The 12,103-nt window shown below is 48.6% G+C and carries 16 protein-coding genes; 9 read left to right on the top strand and 7 right to left on the bottom strand.

Annotated features, from left to right (window positions below; translation table 11 throughout):
- Positions 1-17: 17 nt before the first annotated feature.
- From DFR42_RS29000 to DFR42_RS13405, 6 genes are all read left to right on the top strand, one after another.
- Positions 18-230 (top strand): hypothetical protein, encoded by a 213-nt coding sequence (locus tag DFR42_RS29000; protein ID WP_146218845.1) that lies wholly within the window; start codon positions 18-20, stop codon positions 228-230.
- A gap of 650 nt (positions 231-880) precedes the next feature.
- Positions 881-1,138 carry a hypothetical protein gene (locus DFR42_RS13425; RefSeq protein WP_110255467.1) on the top strand — a complete coding sequence of 86 codons (258 nt, stop codon included), beginning with the start codon at positions 881-883 and terminating at the stop codon, positions 1,136-1,138.
- Positions 1,139-1,184: 46 nt separating this feature from the next.
- On the top strand, positions 1,185-1,580 hold the full coding sequence (locus tag DFR42_RS28995) for a hypothetical protein (RefSeq protein ID WP_146218844.1): 396 nt from the start codon (positions 1,185-1,187) through the stop codon (positions 1,578-1,580).
- Positions 1,577-1,954 (top strand): hypothetical protein, encoded by a 378-nt coding sequence (locus DFR42_RS13415; protein ID WP_110255465.1) that lies wholly within the window; start codon positions 1,577-1,579, stop codon positions 1,952-1,954. The genes DFR42_RS28995 and DFR42_RS13415 overlap by 4 nt, the downstream gene beginning before the upstream one ends.
- A 91-nt stretch (positions 1,955-2,045) precedes the next feature.
- Entirely contained in the window at positions 2,046-2,864 is an 819-nt protein-coding gene (locus DFR42_RS13410; protein WP_110255464.1) for a hypothetical protein, read from the top strand.
- A 294-nt stretch (positions 2,865-3,158) separates the two neighbouring features.
- Entirely contained in the window at positions 3,159-3,452 is a 294-nt protein-coding gene (locus DFR42_RS13405) for a hypothetical protein (protein ID WP_110255463.1), read from the top strand.
- Positions 3,453-3,831: 379 nt separating this feature from the next.
- On the opposite strand, the gene DFR42_RS13400 is transcribed toward DFR42_RS13405, so the two are convergent.
- The 3 genes from DFR42_RS13400 to DFR42_RS13390 form a co-directional block, all read right to left on the bottom strand.
- Positions 3,832-4,269: a nuclear transport factor 2 family protein gene (locus DFR42_RS13400; RefSeq protein WP_110255462.1), complete on the bottom strand. Its 438-nt coding sequence runs from the start codon at positions 4,267-4,269 to the stop codon at positions 3,832-3,834.
- A 34-nt stretch (positions 4,270-4,303) separates the two neighbouring features.
- Complete coding sequence (locus tag DFR42_RS13395) at positions 4,304-4,672, bottom strand: hypothetical protein (RefSeq protein ID WP_110255461.1); 369 nt, start codon at positions 4,670-4,672, stop codon at positions 4,304-4,306.
- A 479-nt stretch (positions 4,673-5,151) separates the two neighbouring features.
- Complete coding sequence (locus DFR42_RS13390) at positions 5,152-5,385, bottom strand: hypothetical protein (protein WP_110255460.1); 234 nt, start codon at positions 5,383-5,385, stop codon at positions 5,152-5,154.
- 604 nt (positions 5,386-5,989) lie between these two features.
- Between DFR42_RS13390 and DFR42_RS13380 the strand changes: the two genes are divergently transcribed.
- The 3 genes from DFR42_RS13380 (at position 5,990) to DFR42_RS13370 (ending at position 7,457) form a co-directional block, all read left to right on the top strand.
- Entirely contained in the window at positions 5,990-6,256 is a 267-nt protein-coding gene (locus DFR42_RS13380; protein WP_110255458.1) for a hypothetical protein, read from the top strand.
- A gap of 78 nt (positions 6,257-6,334) precedes the next feature.
- Positions 6,335-6,745, top strand: coding sequence for a GFA family protein (locus DFR42_RS30000; RefSeq protein ID WP_110255457.1), 411 nt, complete (start codon positions 6,335-6,337; stop codon positions 6,743-6,745).
- 130 nt (positions 6,746-6,875) lie between these two features.
- The gene (locus DFR42_RS13370) at positions 6,876-7,457 is read left to right on the top strand and encodes a hypothetical protein (protein ID WP_110255456.1); all 582 of its coding nucleotides are present in this window, start codon (positions 6,876-6,878) and stop codon (positions 7,455-7,457) included.
- A 26-nt stretch (positions 7,458-7,483) separates the two neighbouring features.
- Here DFR42_RS13370 and DFR42_RS13365 read toward each other — a convergent pair whose 3' ends face one another.
- Genes DFR42_RS13365 through DFR42_RS13350 form a run of 4 tightly spaced genes read right to left on the bottom strand, consistent with a single transcriptional unit; the run spans position 7,484 to position 12,048 of the window.
- Positions 7,484-9,520: a sodium:solute symporter family protein gene (locus tag DFR42_RS13365; protein ID WP_110255455.1), complete on the bottom strand. Its 2,037-nt coding sequence runs from the start codon at positions 9,518-9,520 to the stop codon at positions 7,484-7,486.
- 4 nt (positions 9,521-9,524) lie between these two features.
- Positions 9,525-9,791: a DUF4212 domain-containing protein gene (locus tag DFR42_RS13360; RefSeq protein WP_110255454.1), complete on the bottom strand. Its 267-nt coding sequence runs from the start codon at positions 9,789-9,791 to the stop codon at positions 9,525-9,527.
- Positions 9,788-11,332, bottom strand: coding sequence for a sensor histidine kinase (locus DFR42_RS13355; RefSeq protein ID WP_110255453.1), 1,545 nt, complete (start codon positions 11,330-11,332; stop codon positions 9,788-9,790). The genes DFR42_RS13360 and DFR42_RS13355 overlap by 4 nt, the downstream gene beginning before the upstream one ends.
- Positions 11,329-12,048 (bottom strand): response regulator transcription factor, encoded by a 720-nt coding sequence (locus DFR42_RS13350; RefSeq protein WP_110255452.1) that lies wholly within the window; start codon positions 12,046-12,048, stop codon positions 11,329-11,331. The genes DFR42_RS13355 and DFR42_RS13350 overlap by 4 nt, the downstream gene beginning before the upstream one ends.
- Positions 12,049-12,103 lie beyond the last annotated feature (55 nt).

Raw genomic sequence — 12,103 nt, 5'->3', positions numbered from 1 at the left:
TTTTGAATGTAAAAATTATGAATCCTCACGTAAAAATTTCACTTTTGTGTATTGGCGCGATCCTTGTTGGGGCGTATAAATTACTATTGCCTTGGACTCCATTTTGGGTAGATTTATTTGTCATAGGGATAGCGGTTTTAGTGTGTCTGTTTTCTACGCCAGAAAAAGTACGTCCAAAGGATGTGAAAAAAACTAATGATGATTTGATTGGTAAAGATGATTTTTCATAGTAGAAGGGGTTGGCATCAGTTTGAAAATCCACCATAATTTCCAGACCCCATGTTCGCAAAATTCCGAGGTGTACCACCGAAATGAATGGCAGGACTTCATGGATAAGCCAGATGACGATGTATAACTTATCATTCGTGTGGTACGGCTACGCCGCCCCACAATTCAAATGCTAGAACTCAATATGTCGCACACACCAAAAACCCCTTTGGAAATCCAAGAGAAACTAAGTTCTTTACGCATGCTTAGGTTTGTTTGCCATTTTCCATGGCTAGTGACGATTCTATTTGCTGCTAGTTTTTTGGTGCTTCCATCGAGCTTCAAGCATGCGGTTCTGCCGATTTACCAACTATTTTTTTTCTGGGCATTTGTCGGATTCTTTCTCAGTTTTTTTCTTCACTCATACCTTTGTCCTAGGTGTGGTGAGAAATTTCACTTGAAGCGCTATGGCACAGACTTTTTTTCGCCCCATGTCTATAACAGCTTTTCAAGAAAATGTTTAAATTGCGGACTCAAACTTGACGGTAGTAATTTATGAGTTCTAGCTTCGCATTCGCGGGAAGATGGGATCAGGTCTTATATTCATACATTTTCTTAGTTTGAAATTGTCGTAATGTAAGCCCCTATTTTGCCGAAACCAGGAGAAAGAATAATGGACAAGAAACAGAAAAAAATTTTCAAATGGCATATGCCTGCAATATTGATTTGTCTTGGGATTTTTTTCTTGACTATCTCTTTCGGTAAAAGTGCAGGCTTGAATCAGACGCTTATAAACGCGTTGTGTTTTGTTTTTTTTATTGTCGTTTTTGTTTTGTCTGGAATTAATGTTGTTAATTCTTTTAAACGAGCCCGGGCTCATTTTTTTGGTCACCCAAATACTGATGAAAGTAAAGAAACTAAAGAAAAGTAAGTCGGCGTAGCTCTAAAATCTGGTTTAGTAAAGCGAAACCTCAAGTATGCGCATCATCATATTTCAGCAACAGGCCTACGATTTCACGGTGCCAGCCACATTCAGGTTAGTTGCATTAGGAGGAGTTGAGGGCGACGTATCAGGCCCAACTATTTCTGCTGGCGGTAGACCAAGCAGTTTCACTTCAGCAAGTGGTACAAATTTAAGTATGGATGATGGCTTAGTTTATATTAATGCATATGTTTTTAATGGTGCGTTTTCAAATATTTCAGCGAGTACCGGTATCGGAACTCAATTGTCTCCATATGGTGAAATGGCGATGGGTGGAGCTTGCTCTGATACCAAAGGTTTGGGTGCGGATACAGATGTTTGGTCAGCTTCAATTATGAACGGAACGGCGAGAGTGAAAAAAGTCACTGTTGAAGAGTGCTGTGAAAAATGAGAAATTTTATTCGATTCTTTGTGATTGTAGCTACTATTGCATATGTAATAGTTTTTTTGGGTAACTTTCTGTCATGGGACTTATGTTGGTTTAAAAGCAGGACGGAAAATTCACCAGAAATAAATTGGTATTTAGTAATTCTAGGTTCTATAGGGCAAATTTCACATTTTGTGCTTGTATTTCTTTTTTCGAAAACTATCCTAAGCAAAAAAACATTTGATGAGCTTATTGACTCTTTCCCAATGGGTTTGTTGGTTGCCATTATTTTTACACTGACCATGTCTGGAAGTGTACAGCATGGTTTATTAGCTGGGGACAAGCTTAAACCATCAATTACGAATGACCGCTGTTGGAAGTTATGTTTGAATAATTGAGAGGCGTTCTCGAAAAATAACTGTGGTCACCCATTACACAGAAAATATGGGCTCACCCATTAGCCCCTGGTAGTCAAGTAGCCTATAGATAATGCACAAGATGTTATGTGCTTGCTCTGCTAAAGATTTTGTCGATTGGCTACCCATTATGAATGTAATAGCTGCAGAGCCCTGGTCCTGGATGCTCTTCTCCGACGGCACAGGATTTATTGTTGTCGTCACTTGCGGATCTGTGGGCTTGTTTGATGTAAGTATTCGCCTGACTCCTGACGAGGCGTCTTCTTATGCAATTGAGGAGCGGGAGTTTATTTCCCGATTTGCATCTGAGGTTGCTCGAAATCCATCAGCTTTTGACAATAGATGTATTCGGGAGTTTCAATCCCAGCCCGACACTGCCCTGGCAGTAAGTGAATGGATCATGAAGGGGCGTCCAGCTCTGTCAAGCGAGCAAGCCTTGGAAGATGGCATTGCACGGCAGACCTTCAGTGCCGACGATGTCGACGTGCTTCCACCTCGTCTCAAAGGTTTTTTCGAAAGCCTGGCTGCGATTTCTCACGGGCAATACCCTCAGGGTGGGCTAGCGATAACTTTTCCGGCGAGTTTTGACAGGAATAATCTTGAAGTTACTTATGTAGGCCGCGACACCGATCGTTCAGCTGGTTCTTTTGTCAAGGTTGATATCAGAGGTATCTCCATCTTTCTTAACCAAGTCCTGGGAACACCTTCGCAGTCTAACGCAGTGCCACGGATAGAATTGGCAGAAAAACTCGTTCAATTGCTGACAGACGAGATGGTGTCAACGGCACTGGAGTTTTGGTATCACGATGGCGGATATAACGCTACGCTATCGATATGTCTCTCTCCGGGTGATGGTGAGAGCTGGCTGGAATTGTATTGGTGTCTCTACTAAGCCTGGTGCCCCAGCTCTGTGTAGAGTAAGTGATTTGCTTTTATGCTAATCTGGTTTTGATCCTTAGGTGGATCAAGTCATTGACAGCAGACTATGACAAACATTTCAAAGCCGGTATCAGGCCTTTCATTCATGCATTTCCATAGTTTGAAATTGTCTTAATGTCAGACCTGCCCCTATTTTACGTGTAGCCACCTTTAGGCGGATCAAGGGTTACCAGCACCTTCAAGGCACCCCAGCAATAAACCTCCGGCTTTGCCGGAGGTGATTTAATTCATAATTAAATTGGAAAAAATGAAAAAATACCTTGGATCAGATAGGTTGGGCAACATTGTTGAAAATGATGATTTAGTTCGTTTATTACGTATTCGCCCTTCTATCCTAAAGCGATTGGCTGGAGATGAGCATGCAGATGTTTCGTCAATGCTTGGGCAAGTCTTACCTGTATTTGATGTCTATGAAGATGGTCTGGTTTGGGTAAGTCTGATTTGGAAAAGGCAAGATGGAGAGACGGAAATTCATGCAATTGCTGTTGACACTGATGCTATCGAATTGGTCGAAAAAGCTAGCCCGCGTAGCTCCGATTAGATTCAAAAAAATGGGGTCAAAAAAATGAACAAATGAGGTCAGCATCAGTTTAAAAAACTACGCTGATTTTTAAACTGATGCTGCACATATTCTTGGCGCATCAAACACTTACAGCATTAATGCTAAAGTGCCCTGATTGTAAATACAAATCTGTGAATGAAGCGGGGATATCTGACAGGAATATTCCATGCAGATCATGAAGCTGGGACTGAGAGCTATATCTGGAAATTATCGGATGGCGAATTCCATGAAGAAGCGAAACATGACAAACTATAGCGCCGTCACTCTGTGATGATCAGTGAATGTATGACCTGCCCGATATTTGCGAACCCGTGTTGTGCCACTACGCTGCTGGCGCAGGCAATCTTTGATGTCCGGCTTAAGTGGGCCTGGACTTGAGCATGACCTTGGCAGCGATGCGGTCAGGCAAAATTCGAGTGATTAACTCAGTGTCGCAATATTCTTCGTATCGGGCGATCTTGCCATCTCTGAAATGGATCACGAAGACATAATCGTTGTCATATCGCTGGCCGTCAGTGGTGAGGTTTTTGCCTTTGGCCTGCAATACGATGATGTCGCCACCATCTATCAGTTGACTGGGAATCGTGGCACGTTCAATGAGAACTCGACCAAGGGGGCGGAAGATTTCATCAATGATGACACGTTTGCCGACGAATTCGCCACTCCATGAGCTATCCCCTATGGTTCTCCAGACGAGATCCTCATGACAGGCCTCCCAGAAAGGGACACCATTCCCTTTGGCGACTTCATCGAAGATGGTCGAAACAAGTTGAGCGTTGGACGAAAGTTTTGTCATGGTTTTTCTCCCTGTCAGTTATTACAAATGGACTTCAGTCTTGCGGAATTTCTTGATCATGTCGGTGCCGCCGCACATATTGTATGAATCCCGGTAGCAGAATGATGACCAGCAGTATCGATTCTTCCTGTAGCGGATAAAGCAGTGATTTTTTATAATTCCACATATAGCTGAACATGACGAGTACGGCTGTAACAGCAATAAAACTGGCAGCATACTTTGAGAAAAAACCAGATGTTCTGAACTTGCACTTGCTGATAAGCACCAGACTCACCACCATGCTGATGGCTGTCACCGGGAGGGAGAACAGTACGATAAGAAGCCCCAGAAGTCCTCTCCAGTCATCCGCCGTAACAAGGCTGGGTATACAGCACATCAAGAAAAATAACAAGAACGCTGGCATGGGGGGAGCTAAGCCTGGTTTCAAAATTGGATGAGCGCATGGTAATTTACCTTAAAGCCAGTAAGACAGGTATCAGTAAAAATGGGGAAGTGCAGCAGTAGCCAAGTGCTTTATGCACCTCCTGGACATGGCGGTATTTTACTGCCTGCAAGCATCCTGAAAAACCCTCACGGCTGCCGTATAATGAAAGATGCGGCAAAGCTTGAGTCAGGTCTTACATTAATACATTTCTTAGAGACTGTTGCAAAGTTAAGATGGCAATGCGTCGCCGACGCTGGCGGTACTTTAGTACGACAAGGAGGCGCAACAACGCCAGATTAATTTTGCAATAGTCTCTTATTTTAGAATTGTCGTCTTTTGAGACTGACCCCATATGCGTGGCCCTAGGCCAGTTGATCTTTTGCAGCAGGAGTAAGAAGAGGGATGCCAGTGCATCCGTTGTACCGGTACTTTGTGCAGCGTCGCTGCCGACCGATGTATTACTTTTTGGGCGTCGCTTGCTGTTCTTTCTGGGATACCACGAATGCTTTCTGCTCATCGTCTGACATCGCCAGAAAATTCTGGAACTGCTCTGGAGTAAGCTTCGCCAATATTGCCGCCAGTTTCCCGGCGTCTGGCTGTGCTGGTGTGACCAGCTCGCCCGGCCCTGTCACTGAACCTGCCTGCACTTGCTGCATCCGTGCCGTGAACCTTTGTTGTAATGTCTTGTGCATGCTTTAAAACCTCTGATAAGTAGTGTGCCATCCTTGGCAGTGCGGCCCCAAAAAGTGTACGCATAATCTCATTTTGGTACAAATATCATGCTTTTGCAAACACAAAGACTGGTTCCCGGATTATTGTCGAAGCAGGCAGAGATGGTATGCTGCAAGCCTGTCTTTCGATAGCAATTTAGACCCTTCCATGACTTTTGTCGTGCGCACTTTGTCCCTGATCTCGGCTTTCCTTATGGTCTTTTTCTTTGCCATGCCAATCATTATGCTCGGCTATGGCACATCGCCAATACGGGATACTATCGCGTCCTTCATCATTATTGCGATAGCCATCCTTGCGATGCGTTGCACCAAATGGCTCTGGCGAAAAAGGCGCTTCCTGAACTGAAACCAGATCTCTCAGCGAAGTTTCGGCATTTTTCTCCCTGTTATTGCTCTGGCCTGTTGAAGCGTTTCTTGAGCGTAGAACTCACGGTTTGGTGACAGCGGTTACTCAAATTGCCTTCGTACTGATAGCCGTTTTAGTGTATTTTCTTGTGCAGCGCCACGGCCGCAGCAATAAAGCTTCCGTGGTCGAGTCCTGACATGGCCCATATACAGAAGCTAAATGAAAAATACCGACTGCATCATTGAACAGTATCGCGGCGGCAAGCTGGTTCGCTTTTTTACACCTACGGGTGATCAGGCTCTGCCTTGGTGCATGAACGTTCACGGCAAGACTTATTTGCGGACGCATGGCTGGGTCATGTCTAAGATATTGCCTACCCTGATGGAAGGATCGCCTGTCATAACCAAAGTCGTTCCGGTCAAGGTGGTCAATTCTGAGGACCAGGTGTCGGAACCTGACAGTGCATTTGACGATCGATTCTCCTGAAAGCAAGAGTAAAATCAGCACCGGTTTAAATATCAGGCTGTTTCATCAATAAATCTTCAGCAATAAAGAAGGAAATATATGTACCAGGGCAGTTGCCTTTGTGGCGCAGTAACATTGAAAGTGCTTGGCACGATAGACGCGATCATTCATTGTCACTGCTCAAAGTGCAGAAAGAGTAGCGGCACTGCATACGCGACGAATGGATTTGTGAATAGCAAAGACATGCTGATAAAAACCGGGCAAGAATCCATTCATCATTACGAAACTGCTCCAGGTAAAAAGCGGCATTTTTGCAAAGTATGCGCGTCTCCCATTTTCAGCAGCAATGAACAGGCACCGGACAGGTTACGCCTGAGATTGGGTATCCTGGATACAGAGATCACAGAAAGGCCAGTTTCGCATAACTTTGTCTCGTCAAGAGCAAGCTGGGATGATCTGGATGCGGATTTGCCGCGATACGACGGATATGAGCCAGGTCGCGGCAAATAGGGCAAGCAACTGAAGGAGAGTTAGCCTGGCTGCATTGCAATAACCTGGTTAGGCTCAGAATTTTATCAGGACCGGGACCACAACAATTTTGTTGAAAATGACTCTGCACACATAACCAGTAATGTCTCCCATGAATCTTAAATATTTCTCAGTTTTATTGGGTTTTTCACTCTTTGCGGTAAATAGTCAGGCTGCCTCATCTTGCGTAATACCTGCAGTATTTACGTCCGAGCTGGCATTTAAAACGCGTGACAATACAGGGACAAAAACTGCCCCATTGATCGCTGCAGAAGACCAGAGCCTGTGTCGCTGTCCCACGCCGGAAGATAGTGCATCTTTTACTTTGGGTAAGCCATTCAGGCTGAGCAATTTTTGTAGCAAGCCTGGTGACGTTCCTGAGCATACTTATCTGTTCTCTGGTCGGGTAACTATCAAGGGTAAGATACACACCGAAGTATCAGAAGAGTTTGGCAATACTCTGATATTCGCCCCCGATGAGCATGAAGAAAAGAAAATCCCGCTATGGCAGAAAACGCCTGTGACTTTTTATCGCGTGCATGCTCAAAAAAGCTTATGGGACGGCTTTTACAAAAAAGTCGCCCGATACGCCTACGAGAAAAAAGCCATCGTCCATGTCTATGCATATGCCTACACGAATGTCGATGACCGCGATCCTGTCATCATGGTCAGCAGCTTGCAAATGCTGGATTGAATCGCGCTTGATCTTACAATAACTCTTTAGGGTTGCCGTATAAAATCCACCAGCTCCAGCGTTTTTTGATCCGGTTTTGGGGTAAAAAAACTGACTATTAGCATGGTGATGAAACCTGCCGGTACGCCAAACACGCCTGCGGATATAGGGGCGATGTTGAACCACTGGTTGGCGGGATTGCCACCGAACAGGGGGTGGGTGTAGAGCATGTAGAACACGCACATGATAAAGCCTGCGATCATGCCGCAGATGGCACCCTGGCGGTTGGCGCGTTTCCAGAATATGCCCAGCACCAGCGCAGGGAACAGGGCAGATGCTGCGACCGAAAAGGCCGCGCCCACCAGTGACAGGATATCTGCAGGTTTGAGCGAGGCCACATAGGCGGCAACGAGGGCCACCACCAGCAAGAGCAGTTTGGAAATGGTCACGCGCTTTTGGGTAGATGCTTGCGGGTCTATGATTTTGTAATAGATGTCGTGCGACAGTGAGTTCGATATGGTCAGCAGCAAGCCATCTGCGGTGGACAGGGCGGCGGCCAGGCCACCGGCGGCGACCAGGGCAGATACAACATAGGGCAGCCCGGCAATCTCTGGCGTGGCCAGCACGACGATGTCGCCATCAAGCACGATCTCGGCCAGTTGTACTATGCCGTCATGGTTGATGTCGGTAATGTTCACCAGCGGGTTGATGCGGTCTATATTGGCCCAGTAAGTGACCCAGGCGGGCAGTTTTGCAAATTCAGTGCCCACCAGGGAATTGTAGATATCGTATTTGACCAGGATGGCCAGCGCCGGGATGGTGATGTACAACAGCATGATAAAGAACAGCGACCAGAATACCGAGTCGCGGCTTTCCTTGACGGTGGGTGTGGTGTAGTAGCGCACCAGCACATGGGGCAGGGCGGCTGTGCCCATCATCAGGCATAGCACCAGCGCCATGAAGTTATTGCGCTTGTTGTCGGACTCATTCTTGTCTTTTGCGGCATAAGGCGTGTATTTGGAAAAGCCGGGTTGCGCCTTGTTCAGATAATTATTGCGGATATCACCCCAGCGGTTTTGCGCTTCCTGGGGTGACTTGGGATAGTTGGCCAGCACCCGTCCGGCAGCCTTGATTTCCAGCAGCGAGGCATTGCCAGACTTTAATTCATCAAGCTTGTGCTGCAATTCCAGCCGGCCTTCTTCCCATGAAAGCGGCAGTTGCTGTATTTTCTTTTGTAGCTCATCAGCGCGCTGGCGGTAGATGGCGCGCACTTCCTGTTCCCTTGGGTCTGCCTGGAAGCTCTTTTCCTTGTTGACCAGTTCAGGCAGCACGGCACCATATGACAATGGGGCAACCGGGTTATTGGTATGCTTGACCGACAGCCAGGCCACAGGTATCAAAAACGCGATGATGATGATGATGTATTGCGCCACCTGGGTCCAGGTAACGGCGCGCATGCCGCCAAGGAAAGAACACACCAGGATGCTGGCCAGGCCCAGGAAAATACCAACCGAAAAATCCACGCCGGTAAAGCGCGAAGTGATCAGGCCCACACCATAGATTTGTGCCACCACGTAAATGAAGGAGATGAAGACGGTAGCAAACACGGCGATGATCCTGACCATATTATTTTCAGGTGTGCCAGCAAAGCGCGCACCAAGAAAATCAGGAATGGTGTATTGCCCAAACTTGCGCAGATAGGGCGCTATCAGCATCGCCACCAGGCAAAAGCCGCCAGTCCATCCTATGATGTAGGCCAGGCCATCAAACCCCTGCAGATACAGGCCACCAGCCAGGCTTAAAAAGCTGGCGGCGGACATCCAGTCGGCAGCGGTGGCCATGCCATTGAAGACGGCAGGCACACGTCGCCCGGCGACATAATATTCACTGATGTCGGATGTGCGGCTGACCACGCCTATGCCTGCATACAGCACGATGGTGGCGAACATGAAGAGATAACCTATCCAGGCACGCGGCACGCCTTCTTTTTCCAGTATCGCAAGGCTGATCAGGAAAATAAAAAACAGCAGGGTGTACCACAAATAGTACAGCGTCAGTTTCTGGGTGAAGCGTTTTTGTGGCATGTGATCAATGTCCTGTTTGCTTGCGGCCTATCCAGTGCATAGCCAGGGAATAGATAGCCAGTATCATGACAAAACTCAGCGTCAAGCCCTGTGCTGCCATGTAAAAGGAAAAAGGCCAGCCAAAGAAAGTCAGTGCCGATAATTCACGCGCAAAAAATAATACGCCAAAGCATAATGCGCCCCAGCACGCCAGCAAGGCCGTGGTCAGCCTTCTGGTATGACGCCAGTAGTGCTTGCTGACGCCAGCCGTATTGTCTGCTTTATTGCTCATGACAAGCCTTCCATGGCTACTTCATCATAGGGATTCAGCTGGAAAGAAATACGGAACAGGCAGCCGGGATAAGCAGGGTCTTGTGGCTGCGGATTATCCAGTATCTGTATGCGCGCATCATGCTGGCTGGCGATTTCGCGTACGATAGCCAGGCCCAGGCCACTGCCTTGCACATTGCTGCCCAGGATGCGGTAAAAGCGTTCAAACACGCGTTCTCTTTCAGTCTGCGGTATGCCGGGGCCGTTATCTTCAACTTCCAGTATCGCCAGTGCCTCATCATGGTCTATGCGTACACGCACGGTCACGCTATGTTCTTGCGGGGTGTAGCGCAAGGCATTGTCGATGAGGTTACTGAGCATTTCACGCAGCATCAGCGGGCTACCAAAGATGAGTACCGCATTTCTGTCCTGCTCAAAACCCAGGTCTATCTTTTTTGCAAACGAAGCCTGTATCCAGTCCTGGACGACGTTGCGTGCCAGGATATTGAGATCGATTTGCTCGCGTGGCTGGTTGGTGGGGGCCAGGTTTTCTGCGCGCGCCAGTGTCAGTAACTGATTCACCAGTCGGGTGGCAGCCTCGGAGCTGGTGGCCAGCTGTGTCAGGGATTGATGTATCTCATGCTGGTCAGTCTGGCGCAGGGCCAGCTCAGATTGCATGCGCATGCCCGCCAGCGGCGTCTTCATCTGGTGGGCGGCATCGGCAATAAAGCGTTTCTGGATGGCGATGGTTTGCGCCAGCCGCTCCAGCATTTCATTGAGTGATTTGACCAGCGGCGTGATTTCTTCCGGCACATGGCGCGAGTCTATGGGGCTGAGATCATCCGGCCTGCGCGCTCTTATCCTTTGCTGCAATTCTGCCAGCGGCGACAAGCCACGGCTCAGTGCAAACCAAACCAGGGCCAGGGCAATCGGCAGGATGATGAATTGCGGCAGTATCACGCCCTTGATGATTTCATTGGCCAGCAGGCTGCGTTTTTCCAGGGTTTCTGCCACTTGCACCAGTGCCAGGTGGGGGTCTTTGCGTGTGTCTATACCAGGACCGCGCTTGCCCGTCTTGTTGAGGTCGATATAACTATAGGCTATGCGTATGTCTATGCCGCGCAAGACAGCATTCCTGAATTGCACGCTGCCTGCGGGTGGTTTGTCTTCTTCTGCCGGGGCGGGCAAATCGCGGTCACCATCGACCACTTCGCCTTTGAGGCCCTTGATCTGGAAATAGATATTGTCGAGATCATCGGCACGTAAAATATCGCGCGCCGGATTGCTGAGCTGGGTAATGGTCTGCCCGTCAATTTCCTTGACTTGCTGTGACAGCACCAGCACATTGTCTTCCAGCGCCCGGTCAAAGGGCTGGTTGGCGATGGACTTTGCCACCAGATAAGTGATGGCGATACTCATGGGCCATAACAACAGCAGCGGGGCCAGCATCCAGTCAAGGATTTCGCCAAACAATGAACGCTGGATTTTTTCTTCCGGCTGCTTGCCTGCCGTGCTGTCAGGCGCTACTGCGTCGCTGTCGGCACTGCCTGGCGGGACACTCATTTTTGTTCAGTTGTTACTGTCGGGACAGCGCCGGACGGAGACGCAGGAACAAAGAATTTTTCCAGGCAATAACCCAGGCCGCGCACGGTGGCGATGCGTACCCCATCAATTTCTATTTTCTTGCGCAGGCGGTGTACATAGACTTCGATGGCATTATTGCTGACTTCTTCACCCCATTCGCAGAGGTGGTCGACCAATTGTTCCTTGGACACCAGCCGCCCGGTGCGTTGCAGCAGCACTTCCAGCAAGCCCAGTTCACGCGCCGACAAATCCAGCATCTGTTCATGGATATAGGCAATGCGCCCGACCTGGTCATAGGTCAGCGGCCCGTGCTTGATGACAGTAGGCCCGCCACCGGCACCACGGCGCGTCAGGGCACGCACACGCGCCTCCAGTTCAGACAGGGCAAAGGGTTTGGCCATGTAATCATCCGCCCCCAGGTCCAGCCCCTTGACTCTTTGCTCTACCGAATCTGCCGCCGTCAGTATCAGCACCGGCAGGCGTGAATTGCGCGCGCGCAGGCGACGCAAGACTTCCGGGCCGCTGAGCTTGGGCAAGCCGAGGTCGAGTATCAGTAAATCAAAGTCCTGGGTAGTCAGGGCGGTATCGGCTGCCTCGCCGTCGTTGACGCAATCCGTGGCATAACCGGATTGCCGCAGCGAACGGGTGAGGCCGTCAGCCAGGACGCTATCGTCTTCTGCTAGCAAAATACGCATGATGATGGTTTGTCTCGTTGTAATGGCAATGACCTGAACGGCATCAAAGGCTGCC

Source organism: Undibacterium pigrum (assembly GCF_003201815.1).
GTDB lineage: Bacteria > Pseudomonadota > Gammaproteobacteria > Burkholderiales > Burkholderiaceae_D > Undibacterium > Undibacterium pigrum.
This window is presented reverse-complemented; position numbering and strand designations above follow the sequence as displayed.